Below are 17,537 nucleotides of genomic sequence, written 5' to 3'. Positions count from 1 at the left end.
TCCCGCTTTTCTTTCAAAAACAACTGAAACGATCTGAAGAACATGACCGACCAATCCCTGTCTCCGCTTGACCTTTCGCAAGACTTTGTCGAGGCGGCCGCCAAATCCAAGGCCTGGCCATTCGAAGAAGCGCGAAAACTGGTCAAACGGATCGAAAAAAGGGATCCGCAGAAACCGGTCCTGTTTGAAACGGGTTATGGTCCGTCCGGTTTGCCGCACATCGGAACCTTCGGAGAGGTGGCCCGCACAACGATGGTGCGCACTGCATTCCGCGTTTTGACAGAAGACAAGATCCCGACCCGGTTAATCTGTTTTTCCGATGACATGGACGGGATGCGCAAGATTCCGGAAAATGTGCCGGACAAAGCGGCGTTGGAGCCTTACCTGCAAATGCCGCTCACCGTCGTGCCGAACCCGTTCGGCGGCGATTATGAGAGCTTTGGCCACCACAACAACGCCATGCTGCGCCGGTTCCTGGATACGTTTGGCTTTGATTACGAATTCGCCAGTGCGACCGAGTATTACAAATCCGGCAAGTTTGATGAGATCCTGCTGCGGGCGGCAGAACGCTATCAAAAGCTGATGGACGTAATGCTACCAACGCTTGGGGAAGAGCGCCGCGCGACCTATTCACCGTTCCTGCCAATTTCACCGACCTCCGGCCGGGTGCTTTATGTGCCTATGAAAGAGGTAAATGCCAAGGACGGCACGATCAGCTTCACCGATGAAGATGGTCAGGACATAACGCTGCCGGTCACAGGCGGCAATGTGAAGCTGCAGTGGAAGCCGGACTTTGGTGCGCGCTGGGCAGCGCTCGATGTCGACTTTGAAATGTTCGGCAAGGACCACGGTCCAAACATGGCCGTCTATGACAAGATCTGTAAGGTTCTCGGCGGCACAGCGCCGGAGCATTATGTCTACGAACTGTTCCTGGACGACAAGGGTGAGAAGATCTCCAAGTCGAAAGGCAACGGCCTGTCGATTGATGAGTGGCTGACCTACGCGCCGACCGAGAGCCTGTCGCTTTACATGTTCCAGAAGCCGCGCACGGCAAAACGGCTGTTCTTCGACGTGATCCCAAAGGCCGTCGACGAGTATTACACGTTTGCCCAGAAATACGCGCAGATGCCGGTGGAGCAGAAACTGCAAAACCCGGCTTGGCACATCCATTCGGGCAACATTCCCGAGATTGAATTGCCGGTGCCGTTTGCCATGCTGCTCAATCTGGTGTCGGCCTCCAACGCGCACAGCAAGGATGTGCTTTGGGCCTTTATCTCCCGCTATGCACCTGGTGTGACTGCAGACACCCATCCGGAACTGGATGCGCTTGTAGGCTACGCGATTCGTTATTTCGACGACTTCGTCAAACCGAACAAGTCCTTCAAAACACCGGATGATGTCGAGCGGCAGGCGCTCGAGCAGCTTGACGCCAAGCTTGCCGATCTTCCAGCAGATGCCGATGGTGCGGCGATCCAAGATGCGGTTCTGGATGTCGCCCGTGCGATTGAGCGTTACCAGGATCCGAAAAAGAAAGGTCCGGACGGCGGCCCAGGTGTGTCAGTGGCCTGGTTCTCTGCGCTGTACCAACTGTTGTTGGGCCAGGAAAAGGGACCGCGGTTTGGGTCGTTCGTTGCACTTTACGGTATTTCTGAAACCCGCGAGATGATTGCCAAGGCTCTGGCCGGAGAGCTGTCCGCTTAACGGCCAACTCTTTTTGAGATGAGAAGTGGTAAATAGTGACGGCTGATCTCTGATCGGCCGCCATTCTTTTTATGATGCGCCAGTAACTATTGCTCAGGCAATTCGTCAGTCAGCAGGTCTTCTTCAGGAACGGGGTCATCCAAAAGGGTCGTTGCATCGCCTTGGAACGTGCGAAGGCTCCAGTCGATGACATCAGGAGCAAGATCTTCGGCCGTGAGCGGTTCCTGACCGGTTTGATCGGCCCAGTTGCTCTCGGGAAGGTCGGAATACCAATCGGTCTGCCATTGTCCGATTTCTTCCGCCTTTGCTTCTTCGGCCAGTTCTTTCAGTCCCTCTGGCGCAGTGTCTAGCGGTTTTGCCCAGCCAAAACGGATGAGTTGTTTCCCTAGGTCTATTTTCCCCCGCAGGCATTCAGCCGTGATTTTCTGAGGGGACAAGTCTTCTTCCTTGGAGCAGGTCACTTTAAACCGCCGGACCAGCCCGCGTAAAAAGGTCCTTGCCCGTGTGCCACACGGCCACGATGCCCCCATCTCGGTCTTGCACGTCGCGTCCAGAGGCAACGGGTCGATATGTGCGAGCTTCACCGTCAAAGGTCCGGATTTCAGATGGCCACCGTCCAAAACTTCGACATGGACCAGGTTCAACGGCCCCTCTGGAACCGGTTCGACCGGCGGATTCATGAGTTCCAGGAAGCGCTCAGAAGGTTCAATCCGTGTCAGGTTTCCGGTGACTTCTGGCGCAGAAACGCCGTCCGGAGATACGTCCCGGATTTCATCTGGTGGCGGGACTGCTGACGTTGCCGTGCCCGCTTGAGCGGTCGCGGGTTCTGATTGCTCAGAGGAACGAGCTTCCACTTTGCTTTCAGCCGCTTGTGGCGCGTCAACCCGGCCTGATGTGTCTGGTGGAGGTGGCGGATCGGTAAAGACCAGCCAGGCGACCGTGCCTCCAAAAGCGCCGACAACGGCAAGGGGGATCAATAGCGGGCGGATCTTCATATCCGGGTCTCAACCCTGTTATTGGCTCGCCCAAATGATACGGGCAGTCCATTCAATTGCCGAGTGTTCAAATGCAATCTTCTCAGGCTTGTCCCCGATTGTCTGAACGTTCAATCTCTCCGGAGTTCGTTGAAGGAGAGTGTAGACAGCAAGGCAGTCTTTAGAAGGTTTTATGATAATCCGGTCGCCGCGGCTGACCGCAGAAGATGGCGCAACGATAATAACATCGCCTTGCCTATAAAGCGGCAACAGGTTGTCGCCGGAGACTTGCAATGCAAAAACGCTTTGGTTATCCGCTGCCGGAAACGTCACTGTCTCCCATAGCGTCCCCTGCGGTTGGCCGGTGGGATCGAAAGCAGCCTGCTCGGTAACATCCGAAAGTCCAGCGAAGGGTACCTTGGGAAGTGCCGGCGATGTTACTCTGTCCGGTGTTTCAACACGTGCCGCGAAGCTTTTCAATCCTTCGCCCGTTGCTTCCAGGATTTTTGCAAGGGACTCTGTGGACGGCCAGCGCGGGCGTCCATCTCCTGCAACTCGTTTGGAGCGGTTGAATGTGGTTGGGTCGAGGCCAGCTCGCCGCGCTAAGCCTGATGGCGACAAGCCATTGTGAGACGCCAAAGCGTCAATCGCCGCCCAAACTTTTTCATGCGACAGCATTCAGGCCATCTCCCACAATGCATCAAACAGGAATAAATCCCTTTTTCTGGAGTATGGAAGGTGATGTTTTTTTCGTCAAAATGCAAATACCGCGGCAAAGAGCGCTAAAGCCCGCTTGTCTGACCCTTCGGGGCTGAGTAGGTTGCGCGCGTTTACGAACGAGTTCGATGGAAACCCGATCGAGCAAGTCCTCAAAGTACATGGAGCAAGTGCTGCGGATGTCGGTGATTTTTAAAATCGTGCCAAAAACAATGTGGCAGGACGCCGAAACGGCGGGAGTTTTTAAAGGAGCTCCTGTAGATCTGGCCGACGGTTTCATTCATTTCTCCAGCGCTGAACAAGTCCGGGAGACCGCCGCCAAGCATTTTGCCGGACAAACGGATCTTCTGATCGCAGCCTTTGATGCTGCGGCTTTCGGAGAGGCTCTAAAATGGGAACCTTCCCGGGGCGGAGCCTTGTTTCCCCACCTTTACGAAGACCTCGATCCAACGTCGGCTTTGTGGGTTAAAGAGTTGCCGGTAGATGGCGATGGGGCCCATCAATTTCCGGAGTTGGATGCATGAGTGTGACTTGGTTGGAACAAGCGGCCCAAAAAGGTCTTCAGCTTTTGGACGCGGAAACCGCTCACCGCGTGACAGTACTGGGGTTAAAGAGTGGACTGGTTCCGGGCAGGAAAATCGCTTCAGATCCACGGCTTGCTGTGAACCTATGGGATCTCAAGTTTCCCAATCCGCTTGGTATGGCAGCCGGGTTCGATAAGAACGGCGAAGTGCCCGATGAGTTGCTCAAACTCGGCTTCGGCTTTGCCGAGGCCGGATCGGTGACCCCGCGGGCGCAAGCCGGCAATCCGAGACCGCGGGTGTTCCGTTTGCCGGGCGATCAGGGGGTGATCAACCGGTATGGTTTTAACAACGAGGGCCATGATGCACTGCGCGCCCGGCTCACTGTCCGGGCTGGCAAACCGGGGGTTCTTGGTATCAATGTCGGCGCGAACAAAGATGCCGATGACCGGATTGCAGACTATGTCGCCGGAATACATGCGTTTTCAGAATTCGCGTCGTATTTCGCGGTCAATATTTCCTCTCCCAACACTCCCGGATTGCGGGATTTGCAGGCGCGCTCGGCACTCGCAGATCTTTTGAGTGGCGTTATGGCCGCGAGAGACGAAAACACTGCCAAGTCCGGCCGGCAAGTGCCGGTTTTGCTGAAGATTGCACCCGATGTGGTCGATGAAGACCTTCAAGATATTGTCGATGAGGTTCTGGACAAGAAGGTCGACGGCTTGATTGTTTCCAACACCACCATTTCCCGGGAGGGTTTGAGTGGCACGGGACCTTATCAGGAGACCGGCGGACTGTCCGGCCGGCCACTGTTCCGCAAATCAACCATCATGCTGGCAAAGGCACGCAAACTCGCAGGCCCGGATTTGCCGATCATCGGCGTTGGCGGCATCGACAGCGCGGAGACGGCGTGGACGAAGATTGCGGCGGGTGCTGACCTGCTGCAGCTCTATTCTTCCCTCGTCTTCAAAGGCCCCGCTTTGATTGACGAAATCCTGACCGGTCTGATTGCCAAGCTCAATGAAACCGGTCTTGGGTCCTTGCGGGAAGCTCGGGACGCCAATGTTGATGCCTGGGCGTCCGAAAACGATTGATATTATGAACTGAAAGTTCTGGCGGCGCGCTTCGGGCAAGCCGCCAGCAATGTCAGGCCTCGCAATCCCAAAAACAGCGAAATCGCCAGCCATAAACCATGATTTCCGAGAACTGGGAAGAGGGCGTAGTAGGCCGCTATATAGGCCGCCAACGACACCAGCATCATGTTACGCATAGTACCGGACCAGGTTGCACCGATGTAAACACCGTCCATCTGATAAGCCAGCACACCGATGAGTGGGATCACAACGACCCAGATCAGATAGGACTTGGCGTAGTCTCGGACGTCGGCGTTGGTCGTCAGAAAGTCGATCATGTGCTGCCCAAGAAGCGCAAACACAATCGCCAGAATCGCGGCCATGGCAAAGCTCCAAAGCGCTGTCAGCTTCAGCGCCCGGTCGAAGGCGGGACGCAAACGCGCTCCAACCGCCCGGCCTGCCAGTTGTTCTGCAGCCGTTGCTAGCCCGTCGAGAAAATAGCTGGAAACCATGATGAATTTCTGGAGTACCGCGTTGCTGGCCAGCACGACATCTCCTTGATCAGCAGAGCGGGCCATGAAAAACGCGAAGGCGTAGAGAAGAGCGAAAGACCGGATCATGATGTCGCGGTTGAGCGCCATCATCCGTAGCAGCAAGCGCTTGTCGAACACGACGCGGGCCGCTGGCCAAGTGCCGTTTTGTGACTGCGTCAGGATGACGATGATCCCAAGGCCGGTCGTTGCAAGTTCACTCAAGAGCGTTGCTAGGGCGACACCTTCAACGCTCCAGCCGAGCCCCATAACGAACCAGATGCTCAAGGCAATGTTGAGCCCGTTCAAAAAGACCTGCAGGAGCAACCCAATTCCGGCGCGGCCCAGGCCGATAAACCAGCCGAGGATGGCGAAATTCGCGAGCAGGAAGGGGGCGCTGTAGATGCGGATGTCGAAGTAGCGCTTTGTGGCATCTTGTACCTCAGTACTGCCGCCAAGAAACCAGAGGCCTGCGTTCCGGATGGGAGAATGAAACGCGATCAGCAAAAGCCCACCCAAAGCTGCGATCACAAAGGCGCGCAGAAGCGTTGCCCGGATTTCGGTTTCATCGCGGGCACCAAGGGCCTGAGCCGTCAGACCGGTCGTCCCGGATCTCAGAAAATTGAAAGTGGTAAACACCAGATCGAAGATGATACCGCCGAGTGCAATTCCGCCAATCAGAGCGGCATCCCCCAACCGCCCGATAACCGCCATGTCGATGACACCCAACAGCGGCGTCGACAGATAGCCGAGCGTCATTGGGACGGCTATGGCAAGCACACCTTTGTGCGTGACGGTAAAGCGGGTGTCCGCAGCGTTTTCGGGAATGTTAGGCGATGGCATGAAAGGGCTTTCAGAAGATTATGCTGTCTTCGCCGTAGGGCGGCGCCGCGTCAAGGGTCAAATCCGCATTGGGGATATGTATCTTTTCAGAAGGCCGCAAAAGACTATATTGCGGCCAATGTTCGTTCCATTCGTTCATCATCCCGCCTATTGCGCCGATCTGCCGGCAAATCACCGCTTTCCAATGGACAAGTTCCGCGCTGTTGCCGAGTTGATCCGTTTGGAAGGCTTGTTGGGGGAGGGGGATTTTTTCCGTCCTCGGCCGGCGCCCTTCGAATGGGTCGCACTTGCCCATGATCCTGACTACGTCGATCAGGTGTTCAATGCTGAAGTTCCTGAGAAAATCGCCCGGGAAATCGGCTTCCCGATGCGGGCAGATATCGCCCTTAGAGCTCGTTGTGCAACAGGCGGAACGGTATTAACCGGTTATCTTGCGCTGGAACATGGGCTTGCATGCAACACGGCTGGCGGCAGCCACCATGCGCGTAGAGCTCATGGAGCGGGCTTTTGTGTCTTCAATGATGTGGCGGTTGCGATCAAAGTTTTGCAGGCGGACGGCGCCATCCGCAAGGCATTAGTGATTGACTTGGACGTGCATCAGGGAGATGGAACCGCGGACATCTTCAGCGGTGATCCGGATGTTTTTACGTTGTCGATGCATTCTGAAAAGAACTATCCGGTTAGGAAAGTACCCTCCCATTTAGATGTTGCCTTGCCCGACGGTCTTGAAGACATCGCCTACCTCCAAAAACTCCAGGACGTTTTGCCGGATTTGTTGAAACGAGAGCCCTGGGACATCGTGTTTTACAACGCCGGAGTGGATCCTTACGAAGGTGACAGGCTAGGTCGGCTGGCGCTCACCAGAGATGGGCTCCGTAACAGAGACCGCTATGTCATCGAGACAGTGCGCAGTGTTGGAATTCCACTGGCCGGTGTCTTGGGCGGAGGGTATTCGACCGATATTGATGAATTGGCAGACCGTCATGTCTTTTTGCATAGAGTGGCGTTAAGCGTTGCTGGCCAGGCGGGAGGAAAACTGGTTTCTGGAGCTGATGGCGTCTATTAAACGACGATATTCGACACTTTTATAGATACCGAAGTGTCAATGCTGATTGAGGATGTGGCTTGCCCGGTGCTGGTCTCAGCCAAGTCAGTTAGTCCGACCCCCAAGGTCTCTTGAAGTGCCGGATCATTGAGTTCTTCGTTTCCCGCCTTCAAGGCATCCTTAATTTTCTTCAGGTCGTCCTGCTGGTCTTCATCGTCTTTGTCAGCAAGTGCTTCCAGCCAGTTGGCAAGCATCTTAAGTTCTTGAGCGATCTTGCGTAGGTCCTCATGTTCTGCCCGCATTCCCTCAACCCGCTGATCATGATGAGTCTTATCAGCGAGGTATTGCTGATCAGCGTAGGCATAGATGGCAGCCTTGTAGTGTTCTTTCTGTTGTGTTCCGGAAAGTTCGTCCTCATTTGACTGATTAATATTGTTTTTATTGAGTGTTTCTGGCGAATTCGCCGTATTGGCGTCCGAGTTTGTCCTTTGGGTTGAAGAAGAGGCTTGAGGAGAGGCTTCTGAAGCGCTGGTGGCAACGCCTGTTGCAGGGACGGCGGCAGGGGCTGCTTGATTGCCGAGAGTGCTGTCTATAACGGAACTGAATGCATCGGCCGCAGCCGTGACGGCTGAATTCGGCTCGGTTGATCCCAGACTTTCTGCCGCTTTGTTCAAGTCCTTGGCGGCGGAACTGAACTCCTTGGAAATCTGTTTCAGTTCCTTGAGTAGGCGCTTGGCTTGTTCGGGCGTCGCGAAGCGCATCATCTCTTTCAGCTGTTTTATTCGTTGCTCAATGCGCTGCAGTTTCTCCTTCCGCATTGCGTCTTTGCTGTCCTTCACAGATTTGGCAAGCGTGCCGTTAATCCGCGTGGCTTCGGTAAAATCTTTCAGAAGAGACTGGGCGGTCTCGTTTTCTTTTTCAGTAAGCGGTGCACTGGTGCCGGTCAGATTTGTAACCAGCGCTTCGGCATTCGCCTGAGACTTGGGTTGAGGCTGAGCCCCGTTGTGCAGGCGCAAATTGAATTGCTGCTGGCTTGCTTTGTTGAGAATAGAAAAGACCGACATAGACAGCATCATCCGTTGGGAGGACGTTTACTCTCCATTAAAATTGGTAAATTTTTGGTTAAATTTCCCGCATAGGATGTGTCTTTGGTGGTGGTTATCGCCCGCGCCCAACGGAGAGCAATCGCAAAACAACCCAAACCGGCAGAACGATGATCGCGCCTGCGACAAGGTATCCGCCAAGGCGCCCAAGGGCATCAAAACCCAAGTTCCAAAGATGCTCAACAAAGTCCCAAGCCATATAAACGAGGTCGATTGGGTTCATATTGAGCGCGGCCAAAATAATACCGACCACAAAGGATAGAAACACGAGCCGCAGCAGTACCTGGCCGGGAGATCCTCCCAGAAAACGGTTCAAGCTGCTGTCTGTCATTTTCTACTCCGAGACGGGGCTCCAAATATTCCATGAACTTAGGAAGCCTCCCATCAGATTGCAACGCGGCATCAATTGGGCTGTTTGCTGGTACTGCGATATGTTGGATAAATGTTGGGGAAATCCGCTTGAATGATAGCTGATGTCGCAAAACGCTAACTTCCGATCATATCCGGCTAAAGACAAGCTGGAGAAACTGGCATATTGCTAGTTATTGGAAGAGTAACTTAGGCGTGTGCAATTCACCCACACCCGCATACGCTTGGCTTCCACGCCGTGTTGCGAACGACAATAACCGCAGTTGAGCTGTCTAGACTAGACTGCCAAACAACGCATGCAGCAAGGTGTAGTTGGGGATTGGCGATGCACTCCGGCCGTGTTTCGGTTGGCGTCAGTCCGCACCAGTGCCAGGCACGCCAGATGGGGTACCGGGTAAGGGATTGTTTAGCGCGGCACGCGGGAGCCCGACCTGCTGCCGCGCTTTATTCTTTTGTGCACTTCTAGTCTTTCAACAAGAACACTGATCGGTTTTCCGCCGTTTGTTACTCCAAATGGCTAGGAATGGCATTTTCCACTAGTTTAATTGCAAAACTTTGGTCTCAAAATCAGTTTTGAAGCCGAGGTGTTGTCTTGAATTCCGGCTCTGGCGGCAGTTGTAATTCCTCTGATGTTTCTGGGCGTTCATCGATCGAGCAATAGTTCTTTGCTGGTTCCGTCAACCGTTCACGAACTTTGCGAGGTGGGGCACCAAACCACAATTTTACGGCTCTGGAAAAAGTACTGAGTTCTGAGAAGCCAAGAAGGAATGCGATTTCCTTCATTGGCAGAGTTGTTGAGCGCAAGTACCGTTCAGCCGCCGATTTGCGAATCTCTTCACTGAGTTTGCGGTAGGTGATGCCTTCCTTTTCCAGGAGCCGCTGAATAGCCCTTTGTGACATACCCATTTTGGCCGCGATTTTTGGCAGTGCTGCACCACCTTCTGACAAGCTGGCCGCTATCTCATTGGCAAGTCGGGAAATTGGGGATTCCATCTGACCGAATTCATTCAGTTCCTGAAGAGCGGACTTTAGGATGATCTGGTACAAATGTGGATCGTTGCGCCGCAGAGGACGGCTCAGCAATGCTTTGGGAAACGAAATCCTGTTTGCCGGAGCGTGAAACTTTATCCGCCCTTGATACTTCTTTTGAAATGCTGACGTTTTTGCCGGAGGATTTGTGGCCAATTCGATAAGGATAGGCGGTACAGCCATATCGAGGGAATGTTCCAGCTGACGTGTCGCCCAGCCGATACGGGCAAACATGTTTTGCCGCCACTCGCCGCGTCCTTCCAAACTCGGCCACTCGATATAGGCGCCGGTTTCCGTTTCTTCGTATGTCAGGTGGTAGGCATTGGTCCTAATCTGAATAAATTTTATCCAAGCTTGGCAGGCATCCCTCAAGGAGGGAGCACAAGTGAACAGGTAATCAAAAACAGAAAAACTACCGATATCTATTTTATTGAATAGATCGAACATAGCTGAATCGTCGTCCAGAGCTTCAGCTACATACTCAAAAACGCCGTGCCACGCCGTAACTGACACGATGCCGTGCGGGTCATCGAGTGCTTCCAGATCGAAATTATAGACCTGGGCGATATGGGACCAGTCCAATCCAGCGTTTGGGCACATGTCCTTTAATACGCGAATAACATCCGCGCGGGCCCACTCTCCTTCCAGCGGCATTTCCCCTCCCAGTGAACCTTACGGCATCTTCTTACAGCATACTTTGCATGAGAGCGCATTTAGGATCAAGAAGCGTCGTAAATCGCCAAAATTTATTTGATGCGCAAAAAAAACGCCGCCTTATTTCAAGGCGGCGTTCAAACAGTGTGGCTGAGCCGTTACCTAAGCAGCGTCTTTGACCGCAACTTCAACTTTCGGCGGGAATTTGCCGTAGAAAGTCTCGTCGTTTTTCGCCATTTCACGCAGCAGTTTGTTCGGCTTGAAACGTGGGCCCCACTTGCGGGTGAACTTCTTGCAAAGATCCACAAAGGCTGCCGTTCCCATCATATCGATGTAGCTGAGCGTGCCGCCGGTGTACGGGGCAAAACCAAAGCCGAGAATGGAGCCGACATCCGCTTCACGAACGTCTGTAAGGCAGTTCTCCTCAAAGATCCGCGCAGATTCCAGAGCCTGCATGACGAGCAAGCGCTGCTTGAGTTCTTCGATGTTGAAACTGTCTGCGGACTTCGGCTGACCTACAACGTCTGGAATGCCCGGCCAGAGGCTCTTGTCCTTGCCGTTGTAATCGTAAAAGCCTTTGCCGTTCTTGCGGCCAAAGCGTTCCCGCTTGACCACCATCTCTTCCAGGATGTTGTCGAGCGGACCTTCAACGTATTTGACGCCAAGGTCCTTCCGGGTGGCCGAGACGATTTTCCAGGCCAGATCGAGGGCAACCTCGTCACCGAGCGACAGCGGTCCAACCGGCATGCCGGCCATCTTGCCCGCATTTTCGATCATCGGTGCCGGAATGCCGTCTGCCAGCATCATCAGGCCTTCGCGGATGTAGGTCATGACCACACGCGACGTGTAGAAGCCGCGGCTGTCGTTGACGACGATCGGGGTCTTTTTGATGGCCTTAATGTAATCGAGCGCCATGGCGAGTGCGCGGTCGGACGTCTTTTTACCCATGATCACTTCTACCAGCATCATCTTATCGACCGGCGAGAAGAAGTGGATGCCGATAAAGTTTTTCGGACGTTTGGACGCCTGGGCGAGAGATGTGATCGGCAACGTTGAGGTGTTGGAGGCGTAGATCGCCCGGGACTTCATGACTGCCTCGGCTTTTTCCGTCACCACCTTTTTGATGTCGCGGTCTTCGAAGACTGCTTCAATCACCAGGTCGCAATCGGCAAGAGCGTCATAGTCCGTGGTCGCTTCGATTTTGGAAAGGACCTTGGCCTTTTGCTCTTCGGTGGACCGGCCGCGCTTGACCGCCTTGGACAAAATGCCATCGGAATGGGCTTTGCCCTTGTCCGCAGCTTCCTGTGTCTGGTCGATAAGAACCACGTTGATGCCAGCCTGGGCAGTGACATAGGCAATGCCTGCGCCCATAAAGCCCGCGCCAAGAATGCCAACTTTCTTGATATTGTTCGGACGTTGGTCGACCGGACGGCGGGCGCCCTTGTTCAGCTCCTGCATCGAAACGAACAGGGAGCGGATCATGTTGGCCGCTTCCGGGGTCTGCAGAACCTTCGCGAAATAGCGGCTTTCCACCTGAAGAGCGAGATCCATCGGCAGCTGCAGGCCTTCCACGACTGCATGCAGCAAGTAGCGGGCACCCGGATAATTGTCGAACGTCTCGCGGCGGTAGATCGCATTGGCTGCCGGCCAGAACTGGAAGCCCGCTGGGGAGTAGACCTTACCGTTCGGCGCCTTGAAACCCTTCTTGTCCCAAGGTTTGACCGGATCGACACCGGCTTTCAGCATTTTCTTGGCAGCTGCGACCAGTTTCTTGGACGGGCTGACGTCGTCAATCAGCTTAAGTTGCTTGGCCTGCGGCGCGCGCAATGTCTTGCCCTGAAGCAGGAACTGCATGCCTTGCTGGCCGTCAGCCATACGCATGACACGCTGAGTACCGCCAGCGCCCGGGAAAAGGCCGACTTTCACTTCCGGCAGGCCCATTTTCAGGTCTTCGTCTGCAACGCGTGCATGACAGGCCAGAGCCAGTTCCGTGCCGCCGCCCATAGAGGTGCTGTTGACGGCCGCGACAAACGGTTTGCCGCATGTTTCCAGTTTGCGGTAGACCAGCGTCAGTTTTCGGGAGCCTTCAAACAGTGCTTTGGCAGCAGCTTCGGGATCTTTCGCGCGCTGCAGGTGGAAGTCCTTCAGCAGGCCTTCCAACATGGTTAGGTCCGCTCCGCCGGAAAAGGCGTTTTTGCCGGACGTGATAACAGCGCCATTGATGGCCTCATCGCCAACAACCTGATCAACAACCGCGTCCAGTTCATCCATGACGCTGAGGTCGATGACGTTCATCGATTTGCCTGGCATATCCCAGGTGACCAGGGCAATGCCATCTTCATCGGTTTCGATCGTGAAGTTCTTGTAAGTCATTTTTAGTCCTCCACTAAAGCCTTAAACGCGTTCGATGATGGTTGCCGTGCCCATGCCGGCGCCAATGCACAAGGTGACAAGCGCAGTGTTCAGATCACGGCGTTCCAACTCATCGAGAACTGTGCCGAGGATCATCGCGCCGGTTGCACCCAGAGGGTGGCCAAGGGCAATTGCACCACCGTTGACGTTGACCGTCTCGGGGTCGAGGTCGAAGGCTTGCTGGTAACGCAGAACGACAGAGGCGAAGGCTTCGTTGATCTCAAACAGATCAATGTCCTTCTGATCCATCTTGGCGTTTTTCAAGAGCTTCTCGGTGACATCCACCGGACCGGTCAGCATCAGGGCAGGCTCAGAGCCGATGTTGGCAAAGGCTTTGATGCGTGCGCGCGGCTTCTTGCCGATGGAGCGGCCAGCTGTGCTGGAACCGATCAGTATGGCAGCTGAGCCATCGACGATGCCCGAGGAGTTGCCTGCGTGGTGAACGTGTTTGACGTTTTCCACTTCCGGATGGGCCTGAATGCCGACGGCATCAAAACCGCCCATATTGCCCATCATTTCAAAAGACGGGTTGAGAGACGCCAGCGACTGCATGTCGGTTTCCGGACGCAGGTGTTCATCCTTGGCCAGGATTGTGATGCCGTTGATGTCCTTCACCGGTACCACTGACTTGTCGAACTTACCGTCGTCCCAGGACTTGCCCGCCCGCTTTTGGCTTTCCACCGCATAAGCATCGCAGTCGTCACGGGTAAAGCCGTATTTGGTCGCGATCAGGTCCGCGGACACGCCCTGCGGCATGAAGTAGGAGGGGATGGCAACCTGTGGTTCGATCGGCCAGGCACCGCCTGACGCGCCGAGGCCAACACGGCTCATGCTTTCAACACCGCCGGCAACAACCAGCTTGTGCTGACCGGACATGACCTGGGCCGACGCCATATTGACCGCATCAAGACCAGAGGCGCAGAAGCGGTTGATCTGCATGCCTGGAACCGACGTGTCATAATCGGCTGCGAACACTGCAGCGCGGGCAATGTCGCCACCAGCTTCACCGACCGGGTCGACACAGCCAAGAACCACATCGTCTATCTTTTTGGTGTCAAGACCGTTGCGGTCCCGGATGGCTTCCAAAGCTGTAGCGGCAAGGCGGACGGCCGGCACTTCGTGTAGAGAGCCGTCCTTCTTGCCCCGGCCGCGCGGTGTCCGCACGTGATCATAAATATAAGCTTCAGGCATCAGATCCTCCTCGAGATCAGGCAGGCCTCATGCGGCATCCGGCATCGGATGGCCGGGCATGAGGTCATAAGGATGTTTCCAGCCGGACACGGACTTGATCCGCGCTAGCCAGTTATTGACGTTCTGATATTGCTCCAGGCTGAAACCGAGTTCGCCCTCGTAGTACAGGTAGCTGCAGAGGGAAAAGTCGGCCATTGTCAGCTTGGTGCCGATGGCGAAATCATTGTCCGCCAGATGCTTGTCTAGAATGGCAAGCGCGCTCTTGGCCCGCCCTTCCAGGAATTTGGTGACGTCGTTTTCGTCAACCTTGATGAGTGTGCGCAGGAACCGGAGCGGCCCGATCATGCCGGAGACTTTTTGGTTGTCGAAAATCGTCCAGCGCAGGATTTCCCGGCGTTCTTCTTCGTTGTCCCAGCCGAATTTGCCGAACCGTTCGAAGAGATAATCCATGATGACCGCGGACTGGGTCAGAAGCTTATCCCCTTCCTCCAGCACAGGCACTTCGCCCATTTCGTTCAATGTGGACCGGAATTCTTCACTCCGTGTCTCTCCATTGAAGAAGTCGACCCATCTGGTATCCCAATCGGCACCGCACAGTTCGAGCATCAGCGCGACTTTATAGGAGTGGCCGGACTGGGCCATGCAGTGAAGAACGAATTCAGCCATAACGTTAAGAATCTCCCTGGCAAGAAAAGCTGGGGCGACACTACACCGCCCCGAACTGATTTGCGCGGGTGGAGTGAAGGTCCTGCGAATGCAGGACCTTAAGGCTTAAAATGCGTCGGTGCTCACCGACATCATGGTGTCGGAACCGGCCGAAATTTTCGCCAGTAGCGTTGCCGTTTCTGGGATCATACGCTCCATGTAGAACGTGCCGAACGACAATTTGTCGGTAAGCCATTGTTCCTTGCCATTTGCGCCGGACTTAATGCTCTCCTGGGCGGTTTTGGCGATTTTTGCCCACATGTAGCCCATGGCCGTCAGGCCAAACAGGTGCATATAGTCGGTGGAACCGGCTCCAGCATTGTCCGGATTTTTCATGGCGTTGTTCATGAACCACATGGTTGCTGCCTGCAGGTCGTCGACGGCTTTTTTCACCGGGCCCGTGAAGGCAGAAAGCTCTTCGTTGTCTTTGTTTTCTTTCAGGAACGTATTGACTTCGTTGAAGAAGCTCATCACAGCGCGGCCGCCGTTTGCCGGCAGTTTGCGGCCAACCAGATCGAGTGCCTGAACGCCATTGGCACCTTCATAGATCATGGCAATCCGGGCATCGCGGACAAACTGTTCCATGCCCCATTCTGCGATATATCCATGGCCGCCATACATCTGCTGTGCGTTGACGGCATTGGCAAATCCAAGATCGGTCAAGACACCTTTCAATACCGGCGTCAGCAGGCCCATCATATCGTCGGAGTACTGGCGGTCTTTTTCTTCTTCAGACCGGTGAGACACATCGCCATGGAGCGCTGTCCAGAGGATCAACGCCCGCGCAGCTTCGTTGAAGGCGCGGATAGACATCAGTGTGCGCCGGACATCCGGATGAACGATGATCGGATCAGCCGCTTTGTCCGGGCTCTTTGCCCCGGTGAGCGACCGGCCCTGGATGCGGTCTTTGGCGTAGGTTACCGCATTCTGGTAAGCAACTTCGGACTGGGAAAGACCTTGAACGGCAACACCGAGGCGGGCTTCGTTCATCATTACGAACATCGCCTTGAGGCCCTTGTGTTCCTCGCCAACCAGCCAGCCGGTCGCGTTGTCGTAGTTCATGACGCAGGTAGAGTTACCGTGGATGCCCATCTTGTGTTCGATCGAGCCGCAGGACACACCATTGCGCTCACCTGAGGTGCCGTCCTCAGCAATCTCATTGCGCGGGACGACAAACAGCGAGATGCCTTTAACGCCGTCCGGAGCCCCTTCGATCCGGGCAAGGACCAAGTGGATGATGTTGTCCGACATGCCGTGCTCGCCGGCCGAAATGAAAATCTTGGTGCCAGAGATCTTGTAGGAACCATCTGCCTGCGGAACAGCCCTTGTTCTGAGCAACCCCAGGTCGGTGCCGCAATGCGGTTCGGTCAGGTTCATGGTGCCGGTCCATTTTCCAGCAATCATGTTCGGCAGATACTTCTGCTTGATCTCATCAGAGCCATGGACCGTCAGCGCTGCAATCGCACCCGCCGTCAGGCCGGGGTACATGGAAAAGGCCATGTTGGCGGAAGAGGCGTACTCGTTGAAGATCGTTGCCAGAGTGTGCGGCAGGCCCTGGCCACCATATTCAGGGTCAGCAGACAAGGTGCCCCAGCCGCCTTCACAAAAGGCGTCATAGGCTTCTTGAAATCCCCTTGGAACAGAAACCGTGCCATCGTCGTGACGGGTACAGCCTTCCTGATCGCCCGACAGGTTCAGCGGCTGAAGGACTTCCTCGGTGAATTTTGCACCTTCCCGCAGAATCGCTTCGACAAGATCCAGCGGTGCATCGGAAAATCCGGGCAAGTTTGAATAGCGTTCGTACCCAAACACGTCTTTCAACAGAAAAAGGGTATCATCTACCGGTGCGGAATAACTCGGCATGGAAATCCTCCCAGATTTGCCGTCAGAATTGCGCATGACGTTTCCGTAAACGTCACCTTGGAGATCTATATACGCACCAAATCACAGTCCGGCAAGTGGTGTCGTAAGGGAAGTATAGTTCAAAAATGGACCGGAAAGCGGTCAAATGACGGAATTTTGAGGAGGTCAATCCTCAGAACTGATGCATGACGCTACGTTTTTTGCATTTTTTCAGATAGATGAGATTTGCGCTTTTTGCGCTAAAAAAATTTAGAAACAATCGTTTTACGTGCAAAAAAGCCCGGCAACCGTATGAGAGGCGCCGGGCTGATCTGATGAAAAATGTTGGGTTGCCGGAGGATCAGGCCTCTTCGGCTTCCTTCTGCTTCAGCATGCCGGAGACGATTTCGACGGTTCGGGACAGTTCTTCAATGGCCGTTTCGATATCCTGGCGCTGGTTCTGAAGAACAGCGATCTGTTCATTGAAGCGCGACAAAGCAACACGTAACTGAGTCACCTGACCGTCGCGAAGGTCATACAAATCAAGCATGTCGCGGATTTCGGACAGGGAAAAACCGACCTGTTTGCCCATGAGTACCAGTTTCAAGCGGGCACGGTCACGCCGGTTATAGACCCGGTTCACGCCGTCACGCTTCGGATTGATCAGGCCTTTGTCTTCATAAAACCGCAGTGTCCGTAAGGTGCAGCCAAACTCCTTGGCGAGATCGCCGATGGAAAACTGGGTCTTTTTGCTGCCGTCATCAGATGCTGAAACCACGTCGACAAGTTCATCATTGTTGTTCAGAATTGAAAGCGCTTCGCTCATCT

15 protein-coding genes are annotated in these 17,537 nt (G+C 54.6%); 4 read left to right on the top strand and 11 right to left on the bottom strand.

Annotated features, from left to right (window positions below; all coding sequences use genetic code 11):
- Window positions 1-42 precede the first annotated feature (42 nt).
- The gene (locus tag ACOOFE_RS20160) at window positions 43-1,701 is read left to right on the top strand and encodes a lysine--tRNA ligase (protein WP_420411723.1); all 1,659 of its coding nucleotides are present in this window, start codon (window positions 43-45) and stop codon (window positions 1,699-1,701) included.
- Between the two features lie 86 nt (window positions 1,702-1,787).
- Here the strand turns inward: ACOOFE_RS20160 and ACOOFE_RS20155 are convergent, their stop codons facing one another.
- Together ACOOFE_RS20155 and ACOOFE_RS20150 are read right to left on the bottom strand one after the other, a co-directional pair.
- A complete protein-coding gene (locus tag ACOOFE_RS20155; protein ID WP_420411722.1) occupies window positions 1,788-2,696 on the bottom strand; it encodes a thermonuclease family protein in 909 nt (302 codons plus the stop codon).
- An 18-nt stretch (window positions 2,697-2,714) separates the two neighbouring features.
- The gene (locus ACOOFE_RS20150) at window positions 2,715-3,353 is read right to left on the bottom strand and encodes a S24 family peptidase (RefSeq protein ID WP_420411721.1); all 639 of its coding nucleotides are present in this window, start codon (window positions 3,351-3,353) and stop codon (window positions 2,715-2,717) included.
- 218 nt (window positions 3,354-3,571) lie between these two features.
- Between ACOOFE_RS20150 and ACOOFE_RS20145 the strand changes: the two genes are divergently transcribed.
- Window positions 3,572-3,916 (top strand): DUF952 domain-containing protein, encoded by a 345-nt coding sequence (locus ACOOFE_RS20145; protein ID WP_420411720.1) that lies wholly within the window; start codon window positions 3,572-3,574, stop codon window positions 3,914-3,916.
- A complete protein-coding gene (locus ACOOFE_RS20140; RefSeq protein ID WP_420411719.1) occupies window positions 3,913-5,007 on the top strand; it encodes a quinone-dependent dihydroorotate dehydrogenase in 1,095 nt (364 codons plus the stop codon). The genes ACOOFE_RS20145 and ACOOFE_RS20140 overlap by 4 nt, the downstream gene beginning before the upstream one ends.
- A 2-nt stretch (window positions 5,008-5,009) precedes the next feature.
- Here the strand turns inward: ACOOFE_RS20140 and ACOOFE_RS20135 are convergent, their stop codons facing one another.
- Window positions 5,010-6,359: an MATE family efflux transporter gene (locus tag ACOOFE_RS20135; RefSeq protein ID WP_420411718.1), complete on the bottom strand. Its 1,350-nt coding sequence runs from the start codon at window positions 6,357-6,359 to the stop codon at window positions 5,010-5,012.
- Between the two features lie 118 nt (window positions 6,360-6,477).
- Here ACOOFE_RS20135 and ACOOFE_RS20130 point away from each other — a divergent pair, with 118 nt between their 5' ends.
- On the top strand, window positions 6,478-7,425 hold the full coding sequence (locus ACOOFE_RS20130; protein ID WP_420411717.1) for a histone deacetylase: 948 nt from the start codon (window positions 6,478-6,480) through the stop codon (window positions 7,423-7,425).
- Here the strand turns inward: ACOOFE_RS20130 and ACOOFE_RS20125 are convergent.
- The 8 genes from ACOOFE_RS20125 to ACOOFE_RS20090 all read right to left on the bottom strand — a co-directional run bounded on the left by ACOOFE_RS20125 (window position 7,422) and on the right by ACOOFE_RS20090 (window position 17,535).
- A complete protein-coding gene (locus ACOOFE_RS20125) occupies window positions 7,422-8,243 on the bottom strand; it encodes a hypothetical protein (RefSeq protein WP_420411716.1) in 822 nt (273 codons plus the stop codon). The genes ACOOFE_RS20130 and ACOOFE_RS20125 overlap by 4 nt on opposite strands.
- Window positions 8,244-8,562: 319 nt before the next feature.
- Window positions 8,563-8,838 (bottom strand): DUF6460 domain-containing protein, encoded by a 276-nt coding sequence (locus tag ACOOFE_RS20120; RefSeq protein WP_141187934.1) that lies wholly within the window; start codon window positions 8,836-8,838, stop codon window positions 8,563-8,565.
- A 605-nt stretch (window positions 8,839-9,443) separates the two neighbouring features.
- A complete protein-coding gene (locus tag ACOOFE_RS20115; protein ID WP_420411715.1) occupies window positions 9,444-10,559 on the bottom strand; it encodes an AraC family transcriptional regulator ligand-binding domain-containing protein in 1,116 nt (371 codons plus the stop codon).
- Between the two features lie 162 nt (window positions 10,560-10,721).
- On the bottom strand, window positions 10,722-12,932 hold the full coding sequence (locus ACOOFE_RS20110; protein ID WP_420411714.1) for a 3-hydroxyacyl-CoA dehydrogenase NAD-binding domain-containing protein: 2,211 nt from the start codon (window positions 12,930-12,932) through the stop codon (window positions 10,722-10,724).
- 21 nt (window positions 12,933-12,953) lie between these two features.
- Complete coding sequence (locus tag ACOOFE_RS20105) at window positions 12,954-14,162, bottom strand: acetyl-CoA C-acetyltransferase (RefSeq protein ID WP_420411713.1); 1,209 nt, start codon at window positions 14,160-14,162, stop codon at window positions 12,954-12,956.
- 27 nt (window positions 14,163-14,189) lie between these two features.
- Complete coding sequence (locus ACOOFE_RS20100) at window positions 14,190-14,828, bottom strand: glutathione S-transferase family protein (protein ID WP_141187931.1); 639 nt, start codon at window positions 14,826-14,828, stop codon at window positions 14,190-14,192.
- A gap of 105 nt (window positions 14,829-14,933) precedes the next feature.
- Window positions 14,934-16,730: an acyl-CoA dehydrogenase C-terminal domain-containing protein gene (locus tag ACOOFE_RS20095; protein WP_420411712.1), complete on the bottom strand. Its 1,797-nt coding sequence runs from the start codon at window positions 16,728-16,730 to the stop codon at window positions 14,934-14,936.
- A 340-nt stretch (window positions 16,731-17,070) separates the two neighbouring features.
- Window positions 17,071-17,535, bottom strand: a complete 465-nt coding sequence (locus ACOOFE_RS20090) for a MerR family transcriptional regulator (RefSeq protein WP_420411711.1) — start codon at window positions 17,533-17,535, stop codon at window positions 17,071-17,073.
- Between the last annotated feature and the right edge of the window lie 2 nt (window positions 17,536-17,537).

It is taken from the genome of Roseibium sp., assembly GCF_965216085.1.
GTDB lineage: Bacteria > Pseudomonadota > Alphaproteobacteria > Rhizobiales > Stappiaceae > Roseibium.
The sequence above is the reverse complement of the archived record's forward strand: the minus strand, read 5'-3'. Positions and strand labels throughout refer to the sequence as shown.

Excerpts from the sequence above, each read along its gene's own strand:
- ACOOFE_RS20160 (WP_420411723.1), top strand. The coding sequence starts at position 43 with ATGACCGACCAATCCCTGTCTCCGCTTGACCTTTCGCAAGACTTTGTC.
- ACOOFE_RS20155 (WP_420411722.1), bottom strand. The coding sequence starts at position 2,696 with ATGAAGATCCGCCCGCTATTGATCCCCCTTGCCGTTGTCGGCGCTTTT.
- ACOOFE_RS20150 (WP_420411721.1), bottom strand. The coding sequence starts at position 3,353 with ATGCTGTCGCATGAAAAAGTTTGGGCGGCGATTGACGCTTTGGCGTCT.
- ACOOFE_RS20145 (WP_420411720.1), top strand. The coding sequence starts at position 3,572 with ATGTCGGTGATTTTTAAAATCGTGCCAAAAACAATGTGGCAGGACGCC.
- ACOOFE_RS20140 (WP_420411719.1), top strand. The coding sequence starts at position 3,913 with ATGAGTGTGACTTGGTTGGAACAAGCGGCCCAAAAAGGTCTTCAGCTT.
- ACOOFE_RS20135 (WP_420411718.1), bottom strand. The coding sequence starts at position 6,359 with ATGCCATCGCCTAACATTCCCGAAAACGCTGCGGACACCCGCTTTACC.
- ACOOFE_RS20130 (WP_420411717.1), top strand. The coding sequence starts at position 6,478 with ATGTTCGTTCCATTCGTTCATCATCCCGCCTATTGCGCCGATCTGCCG.
- ACOOFE_RS20120 (WP_141187934.1), bottom strand. The coding sequence starts at position 8,838 with ATGACAGACAGCAGCTTGAACCGTTTTCTGGGAGGATCTCCCGGCCAG.
- ACOOFE_RS20115 (WP_420411715.1), bottom strand. The coding sequence starts at position 10,559 with ATGCCGCTGGAAGGAGAGTGGGCCCGCGCGGATGTTATTCGCGTATTA.
- ACOOFE_RS20110 (WP_420411714.1), bottom strand. The coding sequence starts at position 12,932 with ATGACTTACAAGAACTTCACGATCGAAACCGATGAAGATGGCATTGCC.
- ACOOFE_RS20105 (WP_420411713.1), bottom strand. The coding sequence starts at position 14,162 with ATGCCTGAAGCTTATATTTATGATCACGTGCGGACACCGCGCGGCCGG.
- ACOOFE_RS20100 (WP_141187931.1), bottom strand. The coding sequence starts at position 14,828 with ATGGCTGAATTCGTTCTTCACTGCATGGCCCAGTCCGGCCACTCCTAT.
- ACOOFE_RS20095 (WP_420411712.1), bottom strand. The coding sequence starts at position 16,730 with ATGCCGAGTTATTCCGCACCGGTAGATGATACCCTTTTTCTGTTGAAA.
- ACOOFE_RS20090 (WP_420411711.1), bottom strand. The coding sequence starts at position 17,535 with ATGAGCGAAGCGCTTTCAATTCTGAACAACAATGATGAACTTGTCGAC.